The organism is Novosphingobium sp. BL-A-28-Hi1-0D (genome assembly GCF_055521755.1).
Map to the genome: position 1 here is coordinate 129,943 of NZ_CM145502.1, position 20,127 is coordinate 150,069.

Below are 20,127 nucleotides of genomic sequence, written 5' to 3' on the forward strand. Positions count from 1 at the left end.
GCGGATTTACCGGAGATAGCCTTGAGCCACCCCCAGCACACCACGGACCTGTTCGAAAACCCCCTTGGGCTCGACGGGTTCGAGTTCATCGAATTTTCAGCGCCCGAGGCCGGCACGCTCGAACCCGTATTCCAGCGCATGGGCTTCACCCACATCGCCAACCATCGGTCGAAGGCGGTGCAACTTTGGCGGCAAGGCGGAATCAACCTGATCGCGAATTACGAGCCGCGCAGCCCCGCAGCCTACTTCGCCGCCGAACACGGCCCCTCGGCCTGCGGCATGGGCTGGCGCGTGCGCAATGCGGCAAGGGCCTATGCCACCGCGATCGAACGCGGGGCCGAACCGGTCGAAGTCAGCACCGGGCCGATGGAACTGCGCCTGCCCGCCATTCGCGGCATAGGCGGCTCGATCATCTACCTGATCGACCGCTACGGCGATGAACTGTCGATCTACGACATCGACTTCGAGTACCTGCCCGGCGTCGATCGCCACCCGGTCGGCGCGGGCTTCCACACCATCGATCACCTGACGCACAACGTCTATGGCGGGCGCATGGCGCACTGGGCGGCATTCTACGAGCGCGTGTTCGGCTTCCGCGAGATCCGCTACTTCGACATCAAGGGCGAATATACCGGCCTCACCAGCCGCGCGATGACCGCGCCCGATGGCAAGATCCGCATTCCGCTCAATGAAGAAGCAAAGGCGGGTGGCGGCCAGATCGAGGAGTTCCTGCGCGCCTACAACGGCGAGGGCATCCAGCACATCGCCTTTGCCTGCGATGACCTGATCGGCGGGTGGGACAAGCTCAAGGCCATCGGCACCCCGTTCATGTCCCCGCCGCCTGCCACTTATTACGAGATGCTCGACGAACGCCTGCCCGGCCATGGCGAGCCGGTGGATGAGCTGCAGAAGCGCGGCATCCTGCTCGATGGCTCGACCGAAAAGGGCGATCCGCGCCTGCTGCTTCAGATCTTCTCCGAAACCCAGATCGGTCCGGTGTTCTTCGAGTTCATCCAGCGCAAGAAGGACGAAGGCTTCGGCGAGGGCAATTTCACCGCCTTGTTCCAGTCGATGGAGCGCGACCAGATGCGGCGCGGCGTCCTGAAAGTCGAGGAGACTGCGGAATGATCCCCGAGATCAAGCGCATCCACCACGTCGCCTACCGCTGTCGCGACGCGAAGGAGACGGTCGACTGGTACGAGCGCGTGATGGGCATGCGCTACACCACCGCCTTTGCCGAAGACAAGGTGCCCTCCACCGGCGAGGACGATCCCTACATGCATGTCTTCCTCGACTGCGGCGGGGGCAACGTGCTGGCCTTCTTCGAACTGCCGAACCAGCCGGAAATGGGCAAGGACCCGAACACGCCCGCGTGGGTGCAGCACATCGCCTTCGAGGTGGAAGACGAGGCGGCTCTGCAGTCCGCCAAGGCGCACCTTGAAGCGCAGGGCATCGACGTGCTCGGCCCCACCTACCACGGCATCTTCCGCTCGATTTACTTCTTCGATCCCAACGGCCATCGCCTCGAACTGGCCTGCAACATCGGCACGGCGGAGCAGCACGCTGAACTGGCCGAACTCGCCCCTGTCATGCTCGAGGAATGGAGCCAGACCAAGCGCGCCCCGCGCCATGCCGACTGGCTGCACAAGGACCCGGAGAAAGTCTAGCCCCGCGCTCTTGCCCGCAGTTCGTCAAGGACCACGCGAAACGCAGGAGAGAGATTGCGGCGGCTCGGATAATAGAGGTGGTGCCCGGCAAATGGCGGGCACCAGTCCTCCAGCACCCGGACCAGCCGCCCAGCCGCAACATGCCCCTTCAGCGCGTCGTCCTCGATCACGCAGGCAAGGCCATGCCCGGCGAGTGCTGCACTCACCGCCATCGCGCTATCGTTGACAACAAGCGGCCCTTCCACGCGCACGTTGAGCGTCTGATCCCCGCGCTCGAACTCCCACGCGTAGAGATTGCCTCGCGTCGCCATGCGCAAGTTGATGCAGCGATGATCGGGCAACTCGCGGGGGGATTGCGGTACGCCGGTCCGGCCGAGATAGGCAGGCGAGCCGACAACCGCCAGCCGCAGGTCCGGACCGATCCGCACCGCGATCATGTCCTTCTCCACGCTTTCGCCAAGCCGGACGCCAGCATCGAACCGGTCGGCCACAATGTTTGTCAGCGCGCCGTCAACGCATAGCTCCACCTCGATCTCGGGATAGCGGGCCAGCACTGCGTCCACCGCAGGCCAAAGCACTGTCTCGGCCGCATGGCGGCTGGTGGTAATCCGCACGAGCCCCGCAGGTGTCCCCCGGAAATGCGCCAGAGCATCGAGTGATGCGCGAATGTCACCCAGCGCCGGGCGCAGCGTGGCGAGCAGCGCGTCCCCCGCCTCGGTCGGACTGACGCTGCGGGTGGTTCGCGCGGGCAGGCGCAGGCCGAGATGGTCTTCCAGCCTGCGCATCGCATTGCTCACCGCCGATTGCGACGTGGACAGCCGGGCGGCAGCGCGGGTGAAGCTGCGCTCTTCGGCCACGGCAACGAACACCGCCAGATCACCGAGTTCGTCGCGCATCATTTATTTTCTTCCGATATAAATTCATGCAGCAATATACGTCTAATCGTATGAGCCAAACAAGGGTATTGCGGCATTCAGCCATGGCGGCCCAGCCGCCGCAGCCAGCAAGGACCACCCATGAAGCAACGCCCACTTGGCCAGTCCGGCCTTTCCGTTTCCGCCATCGGCTATGGCTGCATGGGGCTGGACTTCGGTTACGCCGCAAAGCTCTCGCCCCAGGATGGCATTGCGCTGATCCGTGCAGCCGTTGAACGTGGTGTTACCTTTTTCGATACTGCCGAAGTCTATGGCCCGTGGACCAATGAAGCGATGGTCGGCGAAGCACTCGAACCGTTCAAGGGCAAGGTCGTCATCGCCACCAAGTTCGGCTTCGACATCGATCCGGATACTGGCGCAATGCGCGGGCCCTGCAGCCGCCCCGAACAGATACGCCGCGTCTGCGAAGCCTCGCTCAGGCGACTGCGCGTCGATGTGCTCGACGTGTTCTACCAGCACCGCGTCGATCCCAAGGTTCCCATCGAAGACGTCGCAGGCACGGTGCGTGACCTCATTGCCGAGGGGAAGGTTCGCCACTTCGGCATGTCCGAACCGGGTGCCGCCACCCTGCGCCGCGCCCATGCGGTACAGCCGGTCAGCATGCTGCAGAACGAATACTCGCTGTGGACGCGGCAGGTTGAAACCAACGGCATTCTTGAAGCCTGCACCGAACTCGGCATCGGCCTCGTGCCCTATTCGCCGCTCGGCAAGGGCTTCCTCGCAGGCGGAATCACCAGCGCGGAACACGTCTCGCAGGGCGATTTTCGCGGCACGCTTCCCCGCTTTCAGGCCGATGCCATTGCCCATAACCTCAAATTGCTCGACGTGGTGAAGACCATCGCCGCTCAGCATGATGCGACGCCCGCGCAGATTGCACTGGCGTGGTTGCTCGCCAAGGCCCCGTTCATCGTGCCGATACCGGGCACCACCAAGTTGCACCGGCTGGAAGAAAACCTTGGCGCGGCAGATATTGTGCTGACGCCGCAGGACATTGCGGATATCGAAGCCTTGCTGGCAACGGTCACAGTTGAAGGCGCGCGTTACACGCCGCAAGCTGAAGCTGCCACGGGGCTTTGAGCGGAAGGATTTCAGGGGCATGACAAAGATCGTGGTCAACGGGCAGGAGCGCGAAGTGAAGGCTTCGCCCGATACGCCGCTGCTCTATGTGCTGCGCAACGAACTTGGCGTGAAGGGCGTCAAGTTCGGTTGTGGCCTTGCCCAGTGCGGGGCCTGCTCGGTCCTGCTGGGCGACGAGGAAGTGCGCTCGTGCGTCACTCCGATTGCCGCGCTTGAAGGCAAGCCTGTCACCACCGTCGATGGCCTGCCCGCGCGCTGGGAGCAGAAGAAGGGTCTGAAGCCCGATCCGCAGCGGCTGCACCCGGTCCAGCAGGCCTGGGTTGATGAGCAGGTGCCGCAATGCGGGATCTGCCAGTTCGGCATGATGATCAAGGTGACCGAACTGCTCGAGGCCAACCCCAAGCCCAGCGATGCGCAGATCACCGAGGCGCTCACCACTTCCGGCCCCTCACCCCACTTGTGCCGCTGCGGCAGCTACGCCGCGATCCTCGAAGGCGCACACCGCGCCGCGAAGCTTATGGCCGAAGGGGGCGCGGCATGAGCGCGGCTGTCGACATCCACGGCGCAAGGCTCTCGCGCCGCGCCTTCATCGGCACTGGCGGCGCTCTCGCGGTTGCCGTGAGCCTGCCGGTCAAGGCTTCGGCCGAGGCAGGGGCGAAAGCCTCGCTCGATGCAGCCATTCCCGCCAACTGGATCGAAATCGACGCGGCAGGGGCGGTGACGATCCGCACCGGCAAATGCGATTTCGGCCAGAGCAGCGTCAACACCGCCTATCGCCAGATCGTGGCAGAGGAACTCTGCGTCCCGCTTTCGGCGATGACCACGGTCATCACCGGCGACACCGACCGCACGCCCGATGGTGGCGGCACCTTCTGGCTGCTGGGCTACGTCCAGAACCTGCGCAAGGTAGCGGCCTACATGCGCGAAGCTGCGCTTGAAGTGGCGGCAGGCAAGCTCGGCGTCGATCGCAAGGCGCTCTCGGTCAAGGACGGCGTGATCTCGGGCGGCGGCAAGTCGATCAGCTATGCGCAGCTGGTCAAGGGTCAGGATTTGAAGCTTACGATCCCGGTCGAAGGCGCGTTGACCAGCCCGATGGGCCTGATGGTCAAGGGCGATCCGCCGATGAAGCCGGTGTCGGAATACACCATCATCGGCAAGCCCTCGGCCAACCCGATGACCCGGCCCAAGGTATCGGGCGAAGCGGTATGGGTCGGAGACGTGACCCTGCCCGGCATGCTCCATGCCCGCACGATCCACCCGGCAACCCTCGGCTCGAAGCTGGTCAAGGCGGGCAAGCTCGACAGTGCGCAGTTCCCAGGTGCGCGACTGGTCACGATCGGCAACCTGCTCGCGGTCGTCTCACCAGATGAATGGGAAGCCGTTCAGGCAGCACAAGCGGTCGCTGCCGAAACGCAGTGGAGCGAATGGAAGGGCCTGCCCGGCCACGAAGGCCTCGCCGAGCACTTGCGCACCAAGGCCGACTGGTCTGCCTTCCCGGTCAGGGACGGTGCCGCCAACAAGGGCGAGCCGGATAAGGCCGCCACCGCGCGCGAGCACAAGGCCTCGTACTTCCTGCCCTATCACAAGCACGCGCCGATCAGCCCGATGGTGACGCTGGCCGACTACCGCCCGGACGGTTCGGTGACGCTGCACACCCTCAGCCAGAACCCGCAGCACTTGCGCCACATGATCGCCAAGATGCTCGGAACGGGCGAGGACAAGGTCGTCGTGCGCACCTACCCCGGTTCGGGCCACTATGGCCGCTCGAACGGCGGCAGCGCCGGGTCCGAGGACGAGGCTGTATTGCTCTCACGCGAACTGGGCCGTCCGGTGCGCGTGCAATGGATGCGCGCCGACGACATGCAGTGGACGACGCAGTCCTCCTGCGCGCTGGCAGACATCGACATCCGTCTGGACAAGGACGGCCGCATTGCGGGCTACAGCGCGCAGCACCACGTCCCGCCGATGCAGGACGACCGTCTGGTCGGCGCGATTCTCGCGGGACTGCCGGTGATCGATTCCCCCGCGCCTGCAAGCAACGATCCGTTTCAGGTCGGCATCACTGACGTGCAGGACACGTGGGTCTATGGCTCGGTGCCCGCCGTGCGAGAAAAGGGCCTCAGCACCTGGCAGATCGGCGAGAAGGAGTCCCCCCTCGCCGTCGGCCTGCGTGACCATTCGATGCGCACGCCGATCCAGTTCCAGCAGAACTTTCCTCGCGAACTAGCGATCAGCGAAGCCGCCATGCTTGCAGGCAAGGACGCGCTGCAGTTCCGGCTCGACCACGTCACCGATCCGCGATTTAAGGCAATCCTCGAAAAGCTGCGCATCGAGAGCGGCTGGGACAATCGTCCCTCCCCCGCCCCCGGCGCGCGCGCCAGCGGCAAGGGCACGGTGAAGGGCCGCGGTCTTTCGATCATGCTGCGCGACAACGGCTACTGGGCCTGCGCCGCACACGTCGCGGTGACGCCGGAGACCGGCGAAGTGAAGGTCGAGCGGATGACGATGGTCGCCGACGTCGGGATCGTGATCAATCCCCTGCAACTGCGCCGCCAGATTCAGGCCGGGTGCCTGATGGGCGTCAGTCAGGCGCTGCATGAGGAAGTCGCGTTCGATCAGGGCGCGATCACCTCGGTGGACTGGGCGACCTACCCGATCCTGACGATGGCAGAGATGCCGCAACTCAAGATCGTGTTCGAAACCAACCTTGCCGCCGGCAACTATGGCCAGGGCTCGGAAAGCGCCAATGCGCTCGCCGCGCCTGCCATCGCTGGTGCCGTGCTCGATGCCACCGGAAAGCCGGTACGCCGCATTCCGCTGCGCCCTGAGTACGTGAAGGCCGCGCTCGCCTGATATGATCCGGCGCTGCACCATGCAGCGCCGGATCCCTCGCGCTTCGGGTCAGGACCGGCGCGATCTATCCTACGAAGGCGCGCTCGATCACGAAATCGGCGGGGCGGTTGTTGGAGCCTTCGACGAAGCCGCGCTCCTCTAGCATCCCGGTCAGCCCCTTGATCATCGCCATGCTGCCGCACAGCATCACGCGGTCGGTCTCCGGGTCGAGCGCGGCAGGGCCTTCGAGGCCTTCGAACAGGCGGCCGTTCTCGACCAGATCGTTGATCCTGCCCATCGTGTGGAACGCCTCGCGGGTCACCGTCGGCACGTAGATCAACTGCAGCAGCGCCTGATCCTGCACCAGCGGATCGCCCGCCAGATGTCCTTCAAGCTCTTCACGGAAGGCAAGGTCCGAGACCTGCCGCACGCAATGGACCACGACAACTTGCGAGAAACGCTCGTAGATATCAGGATCGCGGATCAGTGACAGGAACGGCGCAAGGCCGGTCCCTGTGGCAAACAGGAATAGCCGCCGCCCCGGCGTCAGGGCATCGGCCACCAGCGTCCCCGTCGGCTTGCGCCCCAGCAGGATCGGATCGCCCACCTCGACATGCTGCAAGTGCGATGTCAGCGGACCGTCCGGCACCTTGATCGAAAGGAACTCAAGCTCCTCCGCCCACGCCGGGCTGGCGATTGAATAGGCGCGCAGCAAGGGCCTGCCCTCAAGCGGCAGGCCAACCATCACGAACTCGCCCGAACGAAAGCGGAAAGACGCCGGGCGGGTGATCGAAAAGCTGAACAGGTGCTCGTTCCAATGTCGGACCGACTGCACCGTCTCGATGGTAAGGGCACTGGACTGGCCAAGCGCAGCCAGCGCGGCTTTACGGTCGCTCATCATGGAAGGGGCATCCCGTCAAAGGGGAAACAGGCCTGCGGTTTGCAGTGTCCTTATGCTCCCATGAAACACCTTTGTCGGGGCACTGGCCATATGAACTTAGGGACAGGCAAGTGAAGGCGGCGCAGCTATGTCGTCAATTGCCGTTTGCCCCCCGTCTGCCTGCCCGGGTTCCCCCTTTGCCTCGCAGAGTTGCCCGAGAGTTCGCGAGAGTTGGGGTAGAGTTGGGGTAGAGTTGGAAATCGCTGCTAGCCGGCTGCCACCTCCAGAGCCTGGCGCAAATCCGCAATGATATCATCGCGATGCTCGATCCCGATCGAAAGACGCACTGTCGCATCGCGCACGCCGAAGCGCTCGCGCACGTCCTGCGGGACACCCGAATGCGTCGTCGTTGCAGGATGGCTCGCCAGCGATTCCGTCCCGCCCAGGCTGACGGCCAGCTTGAAAATCTGCAACGCATTCAGAAACTTGAACGCTGCCGGTTGCCCGCCGGCGATATCGAACGAAAACGTCGACCCGGCACCCCCGCACTGCCGTGCAAAGACCTCGGCCTCGACCGATCCCTCAGGCGCAAACAACGGAGAAGCCACGCTTTTTACCCCCGAATGCTGCACCAGAAAATGCGCCGCAGCGACCGCGTTGGCATTGGCGCGCTCCATCCGCAGACCCAAGGTCTCGAGCGATCGGCCAAGCATCCAGCAACTATGCGCATCAAGCTGCGTGCCGATGGCGCTGCGCAGCAGGCGCACGTCGCGCATCAGAGCCGCCGATCCGAGCGCAGCGCCGGCGACCAGATCCGAATGACCGCCGACGTATTTGGTGAGGGAATAGACTGAAATATCAGCACCATGGCGCAGCGACTGCTGATAGACCGGGCCGAGCAGGGTATTGTCGACGACCAGCAGCGGCCGCCGTTCCTGCTCAAGGCCGATAGCCTCGCAGACCCGCCGCAGCATCGCGATGTCGACCAGCGCATTGGTCGGATTGGCCGGCGTCTCGATCAGCACGATGCCCACCGGCCCACGCGCCATCGCCCGCGGCGCCGAGGCCATGACCGCGTCCTCGTCGAGACCGTCGGCAAAGCCTTCGGCGCCGATGCCGAGATTGGCGAAAGTGCGGGCCAGCAGCGTCTCGGTCCCGCCATAGAGCGGCTGCGAATGGAGGATTACTTCGCCCGGCCGGACGAAAGCGAGCAGCGTGGTGGTGATGGCGGACATGCCTGACGAGAAGACGACGCCGGCCTCGGCGCCTTCGTAAACCGCCAGACGATCCTCGACGATCTCGCTGTTGGGATGGTTGAAGCGCGAATAGACAAGACCCCGGCCCTGCCCCGGCGGCGGCTCCTTGCGGCCGGCGACATAATCGAAGAAGTCACGGCCTTCCTCGGCCGTGGGGAAGACGAAGGTCGAAGTCAGGAACACCGGCGGCTTGACCGCACCCTCGGACAGCAAGGGGTCGTAGCCGTAGTTTAGCATCAGGGTTTCGGGATGGAGCACATGGCTCCCGATGGCGATCTTGCTCTCTCGCGGTGCATTCATGGCATTGCCCTCCTCGCAGGTGCTTACCCCACGTTCTGATTGCGCAAACGTTCTTGGCAGCAGGAGGTTTCAGCCCCGTTCGATGCGGCAGGATTGCGTCCCGTTTGCAGTACCGGCTAGTCTGGCGCGATGCGCGGGCTCAAGATATTCTTCGATGGTGGCTGTCGGCCCAACCCCGGCCTGATCGAGGCCGCAGTGGTGATCCGCGGGGACCGACACTACTTCGACGACCTTGGCAGCGGGACCAACACTTCGGCGGAATGGCAGGCCCTGCTCTGCGCCCTGTACCTCGCCCGCAATCTGGGACTGCAGGACTTCGATCTGCTGGGTGACTCGCTGGAAGCGGTACGCGAAGCCAATGCCGCGCTGTCGAGCGGTGTGGCGACAAGCGACCGGACGCAGGCCCTGCTTGCGCTCACCGCGCAGTGCCGCCCGCGCAGAATTCGCTGGATCAAGCGCGAACAGAACCTTGCGGGCATCGCTCTTGAAGCCAGACGGCAAGCGGCCCGTTAGCACTGACGGTGTCAAGGTTATGAGCAAAGCATCGTTCCGGCAGGCCCCCTAGCGCAGTAACCCTCGCCTCGTTGCCACCCGCTGCAGCACGCTTGCGTGCGCCCTTCAGCAGCGGTTGCGGCAGCGGATGGATGGAACGAGGAAACCGATGATTTCGCACTGGCTGGCAGAGCTGCAATACCGGCTCGGCGCAACACTCGACGCAACCGGCAAGATCGTTCCCGATACCTCGTGGAGCGCGCAACTGCTGTCGTCCGAGCGGCTGTGGATGCTGCTTGAGGGCACGCACGTGCTCACGCTGATGCTGTTTGCCGGCACGATCCTGTTCGTCGACCTGCGGCTGCTTGGGGTTGCCTTCCGCAACGTGCCGGTATCGCGCGTGGCCGACCAGGTGTTGCCTTGGACGGTGTGCGGATTTGCCGTGCTGCTGGTCACGGGGAGCCTGCTGTTCTTCTCCAATCCGCTGGAGTACTGGCACAATTTTGCCTTCCGCCTGAAGCTCGGCTTCCTCGTGGTGGCGGCCATCAACATCTTCTGGTTTCATTACCGCGTCCAGGCCAACCGCCCGCAATGGGACGAAGCGCCGGTGCCGCCGCGCCCGGTGCGCGTATCCGGGGCAACCTCGATCGCGCTGTGGTTCGTGGTGATCTTCGCCGGCCGCTACATGGCCTACGACTGGACCAAGTGCATGAACCCCGGCCCGCTGGTCGGCGCGGTGGCGCAGTGCGAGGTCTATGACCAGACGCTTGAAAAGATTGACGAGGAGATCGCACAATGAGCGTCAACTTCCGCGATGCCCTGCCCCCTTTGCAGGCCCCGCTCGACAGCTTTGCCCAGATCGGGTGGATCAAGGACCTGAACCAGACGACCTGGCTTTTCGCCATCGTCGAGACCGCCCACCTCCTGTCTATGGTCATTCTCGGCGGCGCGGTGCTGCTGCTCAACCTGCGCCTGCTCGGGGCAATCCTCAAGGACGTCCCTGCATCCACGGTCGAGGCTGCCACCCGCCCGTGGCTGCGCATCGGCATTGTCGGCACGATCGCCACCGGCATCTACATGGGCGTGGCGACGATCGTCACCCTGCTGCCAAGCGGCGCGTTCTTCGTGAAGATGATCGCGCTGGTCGCCGCGATCCTGCTGAGCATCGCTGTTTCGCGGCAGGTGCGCGAGAATGCAGGCACCGACGGCCCGCAGCCGCTCGGCCTTGCTATTGCCGCGGGCACGCTGTGGCTGGTCGCGCTGGTGCTGTTCACCGCAACGAGCGAACTTTCCTCAGGCTCGCTGATCGTGGCCTTCGCTGGCTTCTTGCTGTTCGCCGCCAGCCTTGCCCGTTACCGTGTTGCCTATCTGGCAGCACTGGGCGGCGTGGTGGTACTGGCGGTGCTGCTATCGCTGGAGTTTGCACCTGAAGGCAGCGCGCTGCCGGGACTCGTTGCCGTAGTGCTCGCGCTGGGCGCGGCGATTGCGGCAGGCTGGTTCGAGAACCGGAGCAACACGGCACCAGTTCTTGGCCGAATCCAGGTTGCGGCGCTGTCCTCGTCGCTGGCATGGATCACGGTGGCAGCAGCAGGGCGGTGGATCGGCTTCAGCTGATAGAAAAATCATTGCAGAATATAGAGCCTATTCTTCAGATATACTTGAAGAGGAGGCTTTTCTGCGTTCCGGAAAAGTGAAGTTTTGGATGCATAAGCATATTCCGATTCGTTTGTTTTTGCCTATGTGTTGAATGATTAAGCGCCACCCATCGAATTCATTTCCAGATGGGGGTCACAATGCCGATCGAAAACTTCAAGGCTGCGCGCAAGCATGGCACGGTCACGCTTCTCGCGCTCGGCGCTTCGCTCGTAGCCATGGCGCCGACGCAGCCCGCACTCGCCCAGGCCGCCGCACCCGCAGCGCAAGCCCCTGCTGCACCCAAGCTCGACAAGGCGAAGATCGACGCCTTGCTGGCGACACCCGACAAGGTGGTGTTCATCGACGTGCGCCGCGCCGACGAAATCAGCCAGCTCGGCGGGCTGCCGGTGTTCCTCAACATCCAGATCAGCGAACTCGATCGCTTCCTTTCCTACATTCCGCGTGACCGCCAGATCGTGACGGTCTCCAACCACGCCGGGCGCGCGCAGAAGGCAGCAGGCCTGCTCGCAGCCAAGGGCTTCAACGTGGTTGGTGCCGTCGGTGTCGAGGACTATGCTGCCGAAGGTGGCTTCCTCTACGGCCAGAAGATCGTGACGCCCGAGATTGCAGGCGTGGTCGCTGCCGGAACCCGCGTCGAAGTGGTCCGCGAAGGTTTCGAGGGCACCGAAGGGCCGATCGCGCTGGCCGATGGTTCGATCCTGTTCACTGAAAACCGCGCCGACCGCATCGTGAAGCTTGGCGTCGACGGCTCGGTTTCGACCTACCTCGAGAAGACCGGCGGTGCCAACGCGCTGGCGCTCTCGGCCAAGGGCGAACTGCTCGCCGTCCAGACCGCGCCTTCGGGCATTGCCGTGCTGCAGCCGACGCCCAAGGTGCTGGCGAGCAAGTTTGACGGCAAGCCGCTCGGCCGCCCGAACGACTTTGCGCTCGCTCGCAACGGCAACATCTACTTCTCCGATCCCGGCGCAAACCCCGCTCCCGGCGCGGCTGCTCCTGCCACGCCGCCCAAGACCGGGTTCTACTGGCTCGACAGGAAGGGCAAGGTTCACCTCGTCGCCGACGATATCCGCCGCCCCAACGGAGTGGCGCTCAGCCAGGACGAAAAGACCGTCTATGTTGCCAACACGCAGGGCGAATACGTCCTTGCCTGGACGGTCAACGTCGACGGCAGCCTGACCGGGCGCCGCGATTTCGCCAAGCTTGCAGGATTCAAGACCACAACGACCGGCCCGACCAGCGGGGCTGATGGCATTGTCGTCGACAAGGACGGCCGGGTCTTCGTGACCAGCACGCTCGGCATCGAGGTGTTCTCGGCCGAAGGCCAGCCGCTTGGCGTGATCAAGCTGCCCAAGCAGCCGCAGAACCTTGCCTTCGGCGGCAAGGAGCACGCCCACCTCTACGCCGTGGGCCGTGGTTCGGCCTACCGCATCGCCACGCTGACCAAGGGCGTCGACCGCCCCGGCAAGTAATCAGAACAGAACGATCTCAGGGAATCCCACACATGCGCATCCTCTCCACGCGCGCGCAGGCCTTCACTGCTGCGCTGCTCCTTTCGACCGCTTCCACCGCCTATGCGCAGGAAGCACCCGCTGCTGCCGTCGACGCGGCGGACGCTGCTGCCTTTGACGATGCCGGTGGCATCGTCGTCACCGCCCGCAACCGGGAGGAGGACATCAACGATGTGCCGATCCCGATCACCGTGCTCAGCGGCGAGACCATCGCCCAGCAGCGCGTATTCACCATCGCCGATCTGACCCAGCGTGCGCCGGGCCTGACCGCGACGACACCGAACGCGCGCCGCACCGGCGTGTCGCTGCGCGGCATCGGCAAGACCAGCGGCAACGACAACATGGAAGCCGCGGTCGGCACCATCGTCGACGACGTGTTCCTCGGCCATGTCGGCATGACCTATCAGGACTTTACCGACCTGCAGCAGGTGGAAATCATCCGCGGGCCACAGGGCACTCTGCTTGGCAAGAACACCTCGCTCGGCGTGATCAAGTACACCAGCAAGGCGCCGAGCTTCGATCCCGAAGGCACGCTGGAGCTGGAGAAGGGCTTCACCCGCAAGGCCTTCAAGGCGCGCGGTTCCTACTCCGCCGGCATCATCGAGGACGTGCTAGCGTTCCGCGCCTCGTTCTTCCTCGACAAGCAGGATGGCGACATCCTCAACGTCAATCCTGCGCGCGGCGGGCGCTGGCATGAGCGCAACCGCTGGGGCGGGCGCGTGCAGCTGCTGTTCAAGCCGGCCGACAATTTCTCGGTGAAGATCAACGCCGACAGCGCCGAAACCAACGAGAACTCGAACACCAAGCCCTTCACCATCGATCCCAGGACGCTCGACGATGGTTCGGTGCGCGGCACGACCTACACGACCCGCCTCGCCCGCAGCTACTTCGGCGGCTATACCCCGATAATCGGTTCTCTGACGACAATCGACATGGATCAGGCCGAACCGCTGATCACCCGCAACAGCGGCGTTTCGCTGGTAGCTGACTGGGATGTCGGCCCCATCCAGATCAAGTCGATCTCGGCATGGCGCAAGCTGCACTTCGATGCCAAGAACGACAGCGAGCAGACCCGCTTTGCCATCGCGCGCGGCGGCACGCTGGTCGACACCGAGCAACTCTCGCAGGAACTGCGCTTCAGCGGCAACCTCACCGACGCCCTGCATTTCCAGGCCGGGCTTTACCTGTTCAAGATCGATACCGACACAACCAGCCGCAACCTGTTTGGCCGGGATGCCGGTGCGTTCTATGCAACGAACGGCCAGTACAACACGCTGAACACGGCGGCGAACCTGCCCTTCCTGCGCGCGTCGCTCGAAAACGTGTTTTCGACGACCTACCAGAACCCTGTATCCAAGAGCCAGGCCGTGTTCGGACAGGTCGACTGGAAGCTGACCGACCGGCTGACCGTGACCGGCGGCCTGCGCTACACCTGGGAACAGAAGGAAAGCATCACCACGCGCGGCGCGACTTTCGTCGATGGCCGTGCCCTGGTTTCGACGGGCAACGCCACGGCGGACGCTATCCGCAACACTCAGCTTGGTGCCGCATACACCGACCTGCTCGGCACGCCGATCCGCGATGGCTCGGTCTCGTGGCTGATCAACCCGAACTACAAGCTGGCGGACGACGTGCTGCTCTATGCCTCGGCCAGCGGTGGCGGCAAGTCGGGCGCGGTGGCGTTCCTTAACGACGGAACCCGCGCAAACATCCTGCCCGAGCGCACCACGGACTTCGAACTGGGTGTGAAGGGTGCATTCTTCGACAAAGCGTTGCAGCTCAACGTGAACCTCTATCACACGAAGGTTCGCGATTATCAGAACGTCACGAGCTTTGCCGATGCGGCCTCGCCCAGCGGCTTCAGCTCGCGGCTTGGCAACATCCCGGGCCTGCGCGCGCGCGGCGTGGAAGTGGACGGGCACCTGCGGGTCAGCGATGCGCTCTCGTTCAACTTCGGCGGGGCCTACAACGACGCAGTCTATACCGACTGGTCGACGGCAACCTGCCCGCGCAACGTGCCGTCCTCGATTCCGGTCTGCAACAACACCGGCAAGCAGGTCGTCGGCGCGCCGAAGTGGAACGTGATCCTCGGCTTCAACTATGACCAGCCGATCGGTGACAGCGGCTTCACCCTGCGCCTGTTCGCCAACGACACCTGGCGTTCGTCGCACAATCTGGAGCAGCTGCTTTCGCCCTATGGCTTCCAGAAGGGCTACCATCTGACCGACGCCGGGATCGGCGTGTCGAAGGAGCTGAACGGGGTCGAGACCGAGTTCAGCATCGTCGCCAAGAACCTGTTCGACACGCAGTACACCACCAGCGTCAACGATTTCAGCAACACCGCCCCGGTCGGCTACGACGGTATCGGCCCCCGCCGCTACGTGGGCGCGCTGCTGCGCGTGAAATACTGAAGGAGGCCAGAGAGATGAACCGCAAGTCGCTTCTGATCGCAGGGGCTGCGGCGCTGGCAGAGCTGGTTGCCCTGCCAGCCGCCAGCCTTGCCCACCACGCGTTCGCCGCCGAGTTCGATTCCAGCAAGCCGCTGGTGATCGATGGCGTGGTGACCAAGGTGCGCTTCGTCAATCCGCACAGCTGGATCTACCTTGACGTCAAGAACAAGGACGGGTCGGTGACCAACTGGGGCTTCGAGTTCGGCACGCCGACCTCGCTGCGCGCCAGCAACATCACGCGCGACAATGTCCATGCCGGCGTGCCGATCCGCCTGGCCGGGTACAAGGCCAAGAATGGCGGGCCGTTCGGCTATGCCACCACCGTGGTCCTGCCCGGTGGCCGCAAGGTGCAGACCGGCAGTGCGCCGGACGCGCCGCCGCCGCCCGTGGGGAAGTGAGATGATCCGTAAGGCAGCGATCCTGCTGGCGGCATCGACCGCACTTTCTATGCCTGCGCTTGCCGGGGCGGCACCTGCCAAACCGGCAGTGGCCGCCGCCCCTGCCGCGCCCGCGATCCCGCGTCAGGCCGATGGCAAGCCCGATTTCTCCGGCATCTGGCAGGTACTGGGCGAGGCCGATTACGATCTCGAACCCCATGCCGGCCGTCGCGACGCGCCGCCGGGGCCGGGTGTGGTCGAAGGGGGGAAGATCCCCTACACGCCCGAGGCGCTCGAACGGCGCAAGGCCAACTTCGCCGCCCGCGCCAAGGACGATCCGCGCCTAAAGTGCTGGGTGCTGGGCGTGCCGCGCGGGGTCTATTACCCGGCGCCGTTCCAGGTGTTCCAGCGCGCGCAGGACCTGACGCTGGTCCACCAGTTCGGCAACCAGGTGCGCACCATCCGCACAGATGGTTCGGACCATCCGGAGGAGAAGCATCAGGAATTCTGGCTGGGCGACAGCCGGGGCCACTGGGAAGGCGATACGCTCGTCGTCGACGTGGCGGACTTCAACGAGGAGACCTGGCTCGACCGTGCGGGCAACTTCCACGGGCCGGACCTGCACGTGGTGGAGCGCTGGACTTTCGTCGATCCCAACACGATTTCCTACAGCGCCACGCTCGACGAGCCGGGCATCTACACGAAGCCATGGACGATCAATGTCCTCCTCCATCGCCGCCGCGACAAGGGTTTCCAGCTGATCGAGGACTACTGCTACGCGCTCGAATACGAGCAGTTCTATCCGCACAAGGACGGCAAGTGATGAACCGCAAGACCGTTTGCGCCGCCGCAGCGCTGCTGCTCGCCGGGGTCGCGCCCGTGGCTTCGGCTCAGGAAGCTACCCCCGCCCCACAACCGACTGCTCCGGGAATCCGCTGGCAGAAGGAAGTGCCTACCATCGTCTCGGCAGAGTGGACTGGCGCGCGGCTGGCCGATGGGCAGCCCGATGTCAGCGGGTTCTGGTCGAACACGATCTCGAACCACAGCAACTTCACCGATCCGCAGGCCGGGCCTCCGGGCGAACCTTCGGCAGCGGCCAAGCTCCCGCGTGACCAGCGCGCGCCGAGCCGTGTGTCCGATCCGGGGGACGGGCAGATCCCCTACCTCCCCGCCGCCCGTGCGCTGCAGGAGGACTTTGCCAAGAACTTCCCCAACCCGATCAAGCCCCGCTACATCGAACCGCTGGCGCGCTGCGCCCCTGCGGGCGTGCCCAAGTCGTTCATGTGGCATGGCTATGAAGTGCGGCAGTATCCCGGATACGTCGTGTTCCTGTTCGATTCCGGCACGCGGATCATCCGGCTTGACGGATCGCCGCATCTCTCGCCCGAGATCAAGCTGTGGAACGGGGATTCGCGCGGCCACTGGGAAGGCAACACGCTGGTCGTCGACACGCGCAACAACAACGGCAAGGCGCTGTTCGGCCGCTATGGCGATTTCATGAGCGAGAACGCGACCGTGGCCGAACGCTTCGTGTTCGATGCCGATGGCAAGCGCTTCAACTACGTGGCGACCTTCACCGATCCCACGGTCTACTCGCAGCCTTGGACAGCCACGATCCCGGCGCGACGCTACACGGTGGCGGACAAGCCCGATGGCTGGCACTTCGACGTCAAGCCGGTCAACGCCCCGGGCAAGCCGCTGCAATACGAGCACTACGAACGCATCTGCGCCGAGAACAACGGTCCGTTCGGCGGCGGCGCGGTTGGCGTGCCTTCGGACGAGGCGGTTATCGACCGCTGATCGCCCGACCAGCATGAAAAGGGGCGGGGTGCGATATGCGCCCCGCCCCTTTTGCGTTTAGCTTTTGGCTCAGCCGAACTTCTTCGCCAGCACCGCCGCCACCGCGTCGGCCTCAGCAGGCTCGACCGGGGCCTTGTAGACGTTGATCATCTTGACCACCGAGTCCTTCCAGAACTGAGCGCCCTTCCCGCGAGGCTGGGTCACGATGTATTCGAGCGAGTGACAGGTCGAACAGGCGTTGACCACCACCTCGCCTTCAGCATCGGCCAGTTCTGCCGGGGTGCTCTCTGCCGGAGCTGAGAACGTCACCGGCTTTGCGGCAATTGCCGTGGACAGCAGCGCCGCAGCGCCCACGAGAATAATCGGTGCGCGGCGCATCATGCGGCCTCCAGCTTCAACGTTTCCACCACGTTGCGCATGTAGCCCGCAGGCTGCCAGCGCTGTTCGAGCGGCTGCGTCTCGCCATCCACTGTCTGCGCGCGGACCCTGATCGCGTGCGCGCCCTTCTGCAGGACAAGGCCCAGCCGCCATTCGCGGAACGAATAGCGCCCGAGATCCTCGCCCAGCCGCGCTTCCTGCCAGGTCTGCCCACCATCGGCCGAAACCAGCACACGCGCGATGTTCGATCCGCCCGCAAAGGCAATGCCACGAAGCTCGACCGTCCGCCCTGCCGCGACCTTTGCGCCATCGGCATGGCTGGTCACGAACGAGCGCACGTTGAACCGGCCGATCGGCCTGGTCTTGTCCGGCTTCTGGCCGGGGATCAGGCAATTGCAGTCGTTGTCGGGCACGCGATAGGCGGTCTTCATCCAGTAACCGTCGAACTGGGCATCGACCACGTTGATCTCGTTCAGATGCTTGACCCAGTAGGTGCCGTAATGCCCCGGCACGATCAGGCGCAGCGGATAGCCGTTGAGGAACGGCAAGTCCTGCCCGTTCATCTGGAACGCCACCATCACTTCGCCATCGCGGGCATGATCGAGGTCGAGCGCCTTGACGAAATCGGGGATGCCGTCGAGCGGCGGATTGTCGAGGCCATTGAACGTAACCTGCCGCGCGCCTTCGCGCACGTCTGCCTTGTCGAGCAGGGCCTTGAGCGACACCCCGCGCCAGCGCGCATTGCCCATCGCACCGTTGCCAAGTTGCCCGCCACCAACGCGCGGCTCGACAAAGCCACGGCTGTTGCCCGAGCACTGGTTTACCGCGACGATTTCCTGCACCGGGAAATCGCGCTTCAGGCTGGCGAGGGAGAGTTCGAGCGGCTTGCCGACGTGGCCACCGATTTTCAGACGGAACGTCGCCGGGTCGATCACGTCGGGCAAGCCCGAGATGTGATAGCGCACGAAAAAGGCGTCGTTCGGCGTGATCAGCCCCTGGTTGAACACCTCGAACGGCGTTTCCAGCTGCGGCGGGCGCGTCGTAAGCAGGATCATCTCGCGCTTCTGCGGAAAGCGCACGAGCGGGCGCGCGCCATTGCCGAAGGGCAGTTCTACCGACCGCGCGAGGCCCGCGGCTGGAACAGCAGCGAGCGCAAGACCGGTTGCGGTGAGGAAATCGCGGCGTCCAACACCGTTCACGGTCAGATCCTTCATCGTCAGATCTTTCATCAATCGTCCAGTCAGTGGTGCAGTTGCGGCACGGCAGATGCGGGAATGGCGAATGGAGCCGCCCCCGCCCCTCCGGGCACGTGAAGATCGTGACGATCGGTAAATGGCGCAATTTCGGGCACCTGCGAAAGTCCTGATGCGCGCTTCTTGCCGCTCAACACATCGGCATCGAGATGCGGGGCGAGCATCGCGACGAACTGGTAGGCATAGTTGCGCAGCAAGGTGCCCTTCTGCAGCGCGATCTTGGTCGTGCCTGTGCCAAAGAGCTCATCGGAGCCGGTAACCACCCGCAACTCGCCGTCAGTTCCGCCCTCAACCGCCATCTGCGCAACGATGCCGACGCCCGCGCCGAGGCGGACATAAGTCTTGATCACATCCGCATCCATGGCCCGCAGGCGCAGGTCGACTTCAACTCCGGCTTGCTCGAAAGCCTCTAGCACCCGCGAACCGCCGGAGAACTCCGCATTGTAGGTGATGATCGGATAGCGCGCGATGTCTGCCAGCGTGGGGGCTTCCAATGCCAGCAAGGGGTGTCCCTTCGGCGCGATCGCCACGTGCCGCCAGGTGAAGCAGGGATGCGTCTCCAGATGGGGATTGCCGTCCACCGCCTCGGTCGCCACGCCGATGTCCGCCTCGCCGCGCACCAGCGCATCGACCACAAAACTCGGACTGCCCTGCAGCAGTTCGACCTCCACTTTCGGGAAAAGTTGCCCGAACTGCAGCAGCAGGCGCGGCAGGACGTAGTTGGCCTGATTGTGCGTGGCTGCAATGATCAGGCGGCCCTTGTCGGCCTGCGCGAACTGGTCCGACAGGCGCTTGAGGTTGTCCGCCTCCTGCAGCAACCGGTCGATCACGCGGGCGGCGTTCTCCCCGGCGGGGGTAAGGCCAACCAGCCGCTTGCCCCGGCGCACGAAGATGTCGACGCGCAGTTCCTGCTCCAGTTCGCGGATCTGCTTGCTCACGCCCGATTGCGAGGTGAACAACTCGTTCGCAACCTTGGTCAGGTTGAGGTCGTTCTTCACCGCCGCGCGAATATAGCGCAGTTGCTGGAAGTTCATGTCCGCCTCCGCTGCCCGACACTTGGCCGACCGGCATGAGACGAGACGCGGGTATCGTGTGAAATCGGCATGATGCGCGTTCCCCTCGCTCGCTTTGGCGAAGCATCCTGCGCAGGGTAGCAGCCGTCTCTACCTCTTTAGTAGAGATTTCCGCGATTCACAAGCGGGGGCGTGTATTTCACCTTGTCTGGCACCAGTTTGAACCGACAAAATGTTCTATCGAAAGCACAAA

19 protein-coding genes are annotated in these 20,127 nt (G+C 64.3%); 13 read left to right on the forward strand and 6 right to left on the reverse strand.

All coding sequences use genetic code 11. The annotated features are described in order from the left end of the window. Positions 1-21: 21 nt before the first annotated feature. Both hppD and ACZ1JW_RS00610 read left to right on the forward strand, forming a co-directional pair. The gene (hppD, locus tag ACZ1JW_RS00605) at positions 22-1,128 is read left to right on the forward strand and encodes a 4-hydroxyphenylpyruvate dioxygenase (RefSeq protein WP_465141592.1); all 1,107 of its coding nucleotides are present in this window, start codon (positions 22-24) and stop codon (positions 1,126-1,128) included. Further along, a complete protein-coding gene (locus tag ACZ1JW_RS00610) occupies positions 1,125-1,667 on the forward strand; it encodes a VOC family protein (protein ID WP_465141593.1) in 543 nt (180 codons plus the stop codon). Before hppD ends, ACZ1JW_RS00610 begins: the two co-directional genes overlap by 4 nt. Here ACZ1JW_RS00610 and ACZ1JW_RS00615 read toward each other — a convergent pair. Further along, complete coding sequence (locus tag ACZ1JW_RS00615) at positions 1,664-2,566, reverse strand: LysR family transcriptional regulator (protein WP_465141594.1); 903 nt, start codon at positions 2,564-2,566, stop codon at positions 1,664-1,666. The genes ACZ1JW_RS00610 and ACZ1JW_RS00615 overlap by 4 nt on opposite strands. 117 nt (positions 2,567-2,683) lie before the next feature. Between ACZ1JW_RS00615 and ACZ1JW_RS00620 the strand changes: the two genes are divergently transcribed. From ACZ1JW_RS00620 to ACZ1JW_RS00630, 3 genes are read left to right on the forward strand one after another with little or no spacing between them, the layout of a single operon-like run. Then, positions 2,684-3,679 (forward strand): aldo/keto reductase, encoded by a 996-nt coding sequence (locus ACZ1JW_RS00620; RefSeq protein ID WP_465125333.1) that lies wholly within the window; start codon positions 2,684-2,686, stop codon positions 3,677-3,679. Between the two features lie 19 nt (positions 3,680-3,698). Continuing rightward, a complete protein-coding gene (locus ACZ1JW_RS00625; RefSeq protein ID WP_465141595.1) occupies positions 3,699-4,220 on the forward strand; it encodes a (2Fe-2S)-binding protein in 522 nt (173 codons plus the stop codon). Then, on the forward strand, positions 4,217-6,532 hold the full coding sequence (locus tag ACZ1JW_RS00630) for a xanthine dehydrogenase family protein molybdopterin-binding subunit (RefSeq protein ID WP_465141596.1): 2,316 nt from the start codon (positions 4,217-4,219) through the stop codon (positions 6,530-6,532). Before ACZ1JW_RS00625 ends, ACZ1JW_RS00630 begins: the two co-directional genes overlap by 4 nt. Before the next feature lie 64 nt (positions 6,533-6,596). Here the strand turns inward: ACZ1JW_RS00630 and ACZ1JW_RS00635 are convergent, their stop codons facing one another. Both ACZ1JW_RS00635 and ACZ1JW_RS00640 read right to left on the reverse strand, forming a co-directional pair. Continuing rightward, positions 6,597-7,409 carry a ferredoxin--NADP reductase gene (locus ACZ1JW_RS00635; protein WP_465142813.1) on the reverse strand — a complete coding sequence of 271 codons (813 nt, stop codon included), beginning with the start codon at positions 7,407-7,409 and terminating at the stop codon, positions 6,597-6,599. Positions 7,410-7,657: 248 nt separating this feature from the next. Beyond that, complete coding sequence (locus ACZ1JW_RS00640; RefSeq protein WP_465141597.1) at positions 7,658-8,947, reverse strand: cystathionine gamma-synthase family protein; 1,290 nt, start codon at positions 8,945-8,947, stop codon at positions 7,658-7,660. A gap of 129 nt (positions 8,948-9,076) precedes the next feature. Here ACZ1JW_RS00640 and ACZ1JW_RS00645 point away from each other — a divergent pair, with 129 nt between their 5' ends. The 8 genes from ACZ1JW_RS00645 (at position 9,077) to ACZ1JW_RS00680 (ending at position 17,230) form a co-directional block, all read left to right on the forward strand. Next, the gene (locus tag ACZ1JW_RS00645; protein WP_465125328.1) at positions 9,077-9,460 is read left to right on the forward strand and encodes a reverse transcriptase-like protein; all 384 of its coding nucleotides are present in this window, start codon (positions 9,077-9,079) and stop codon (positions 9,458-9,460) included. Positions 9,461-9,587: 127 nt separating this feature from the next. Beyond that, a complete protein-coding gene (locus tag ACZ1JW_RS00650; protein ID WP_465141598.1) occupies positions 9,588-10,238 on the forward strand; it encodes a DUF6644 family protein in 651 nt (216 codons plus the stop codon). Then, a complete protein-coding gene (locus tag ACZ1JW_RS00655; protein ID WP_465141599.1) occupies positions 10,235-11,053 on the forward strand; it encodes a DUF6644 family protein in 819 nt (272 codons plus the stop codon). The genes ACZ1JW_RS00650 and ACZ1JW_RS00655 overlap by 4 nt, the downstream gene beginning before the upstream one ends. Positions 11,054-11,232: 179 nt before the next feature. After that, positions 11,233-12,564, forward strand: a complete 1,332-nt coding sequence (locus ACZ1JW_RS00660) for an SMP-30/gluconolactonase/LRE family protein (protein WP_465141600.1) — start codon at positions 11,233-11,235, stop codon at positions 12,562-12,564. 32 nt (positions 12,565-12,596) lie between these two features. After that, positions 12,597-15,014 carry a TonB-dependent receptor gene (locus ACZ1JW_RS00665; RefSeq protein ID WP_465141601.1) on the forward strand — a complete coding sequence of 806 codons (2,418 nt, stop codon included), beginning with the start codon at positions 12,597-12,599 and terminating at the stop codon, positions 15,012-15,014. Between the two features lie 14 nt (positions 15,015-15,028). Further along, complete coding sequence (locus tag ACZ1JW_RS00670) at positions 15,029-15,451, forward strand: DUF6152 family protein (protein WP_465141602.1); 423 nt, start codon at positions 15,029-15,031, stop codon at positions 15,449-15,451. Position 15,452: 1 nt separating this feature from the next. Beyond that, the gene (locus ACZ1JW_RS00675) at positions 15,453-16,253 is read left to right on the forward strand and encodes a hypothetical protein (RefSeq protein ID WP_465141603.1); all 801 of its coding nucleotides are present in this window, start codon (positions 15,453-15,455) and stop codon (positions 16,251-16,253) included. Next, on the forward strand, positions 16,253-17,230 hold the full coding sequence (locus ACZ1JW_RS00680; RefSeq protein ID WP_465141604.1) for a hypothetical protein: 978 nt from the start codon (positions 16,253-16,255) through the stop codon (positions 17,228-17,230). The genes ACZ1JW_RS00675 and ACZ1JW_RS00680 overlap by 1 nt, the downstream gene beginning before the upstream one ends. 69 nt (positions 17,231-17,299) lie before the next feature. Here ACZ1JW_RS00680 and ACZ1JW_RS00685 read toward each other — a convergent pair whose 3' ends face one another. The 3 genes from ACZ1JW_RS00685 to ACZ1JW_RS00695 are packed head-to-tail and all read right to left on the reverse strand — an operon-like array spanning position 17,300 to position 19,895. Further along, positions 17,300-17,611, reverse strand: coding sequence for a cytochrome C (locus ACZ1JW_RS00685; protein ID WP_465125320.1), 312 nt, complete (start codon positions 17,609-17,611; stop codon positions 17,300-17,302). Further along, positions 17,608-18,837 carry a SorA family sulfite dehydrogenase catalytic subunit gene (sorA, locus tag ACZ1JW_RS00690; protein ID WP_465141605.1) on the reverse strand — a complete coding sequence of 410 codons (1,230 nt, stop codon included), beginning with the start codon at positions 18,835-18,837 and terminating at the stop codon, positions 17,608-17,610. The genes ACZ1JW_RS00685 and sorA overlap by 4 nt, the downstream gene beginning before the upstream one ends. A gap of 11 nt (positions 18,838-18,848) precedes the next feature. After that, on the reverse strand, positions 18,849-19,895 hold the full coding sequence (locus tag ACZ1JW_RS00695) for a LysR substrate-binding domain-containing protein (RefSeq protein ID WP_465141606.1): 1,047 nt from the start codon (positions 19,893-19,895) through the stop codon (positions 18,849-18,851). Positions 19,896-20,127: the final 232 nt, after the last annotated feature.

What these genes read in the sequence shown, in the direction of transcription:
- ACZ1JW_RS00670 (WP_465141602.1), top strand. Translation starts at nt 15,029, where the DNA reads ATGAACCGCAAGTCGCTTCTGATCGCAGGGGCTGCGGCGCTGGCAGAG.
- ACZ1JW_RS00620 (WP_465125333.1), top strand. Translation starts at nt 2,684, where the DNA reads ATGAAGCAACGCCCACTTGGCCAGTCCGGCCTTTCCGTTTCCGCCATC.
- ACZ1JW_RS00680 (WP_465141604.1), top strand. Translation starts at nt 16,253, where the DNA reads ATGAACCGCAAGACCGTTTGCGCCGCCGCAGCGCTGCTGCTCGCCGGG.
- ACZ1JW_RS00635 (WP_465142813.1), bottom strand. Translation starts at nt 7,409, where the DNA reads ATGAGCGACCGTAAAGCCGCGCTGGCTGCGCTTGGCCAGTCCAGTGCC.
- ACZ1JW_RS00630 (WP_465141596.1), top strand. Translation starts at nt 4,217, where the DNA reads ATGAGCGCGGCTGTCGACATCCACGGCGCAAGGCTCTCGCGCCGCGCC.
- ACZ1JW_RS00660 (WP_465141600.1), top strand. Translation starts at nt 11,233, where the DNA reads ATGCCGATCGAAAACTTCAAGGCTGCGCGCAAGCATGGCACGGTCACG.
- ACZ1JW_RS00625 (WP_465141595.1), top strand. Translation starts at nt 3,699, where the DNA reads ATGACAAAGATCGTGGTCAACGGGCAGGAGCGCGAAGTGAAGGCTTCG.
- ACZ1JW_RS00650 (WP_465141598.1), top strand. Translation starts at nt 9,588, where the DNA reads ATGGATGGAACGAGGAAACCGATGATTTCGCACTGGCTGGCAGAGCTG.
- ACZ1JW_RS00675 (WP_465141603.1), top strand. Translation starts at nt 15,453, where the DNA reads ATGATCCGTAAGGCAGCGATCCTGCTGGCGGCATCGACCGCACTTTCT.
- ACZ1JW_RS00655 (WP_465141599.1), top strand. Translation starts at nt 10,235, where the DNA reads ATGAGCGTCAACTTCCGCGATGCCCTGCCCCCTTTGCAGGCCCCGCTC.
- ACZ1JW_RS00610 (WP_465141593.1), top strand. Translation starts at nt 1,125, where the DNA reads ATGATCCCCGAGATCAAGCGCATCCACCACGTCGCCTACCGCTGTCGC.
- ACZ1JW_RS00645 (WP_465125328.1), top strand. Translation starts at nt 9,077, where the DNA reads ATGCGCGGGCTCAAGATATTCTTCGATGGTGGCTGTCGGCCCAACCCC.
- ACZ1JW_RS00695 (WP_465141606.1), bottom strand. Translation starts at nt 19,895, where the DNA reads ATGAACTTCCAGCAACTGCGCTATATTCGCGCGGCGGTGAAGAACGAC.
- ACZ1JW_RS00640 (WP_465141597.1), bottom strand. Translation starts at nt 8,947, where the DNA reads ATGAATGCACCGCGAGAGAGCAAGATCGCCATCGGGAGCCATGTGCTC.
- ACZ1JW_RS00685 (WP_465125320.1), bottom strand. Translation starts at nt 17,611, where the DNA reads ATGATGCGCCGCGCACCGATTATTCTCGTGGGCGCTGCGGCGCTGCTG.
- sorA (WP_465141605.1), bottom strand. Translation starts at nt 18,837, where the DNA reads ATGAAAGATCTGACGATGAAGGATCTGACCGTGAACGGTGTTGGACGC.
- ACZ1JW_RS00665 (WP_465141601.1), top strand. Translation starts at nt 12,597, where the DNA reads ATGCGCATCCTCTCCACGCGCGCGCAGGCCTTCACTGCTGCGCTGCTC.
- ACZ1JW_RS00615 (WP_465141594.1), bottom strand. Translation starts at nt 2,566, where the DNA reads ATGATGCGCGACGAACTCGGTGATCTGGCGGTGTTCGTTGCCGTGGCC.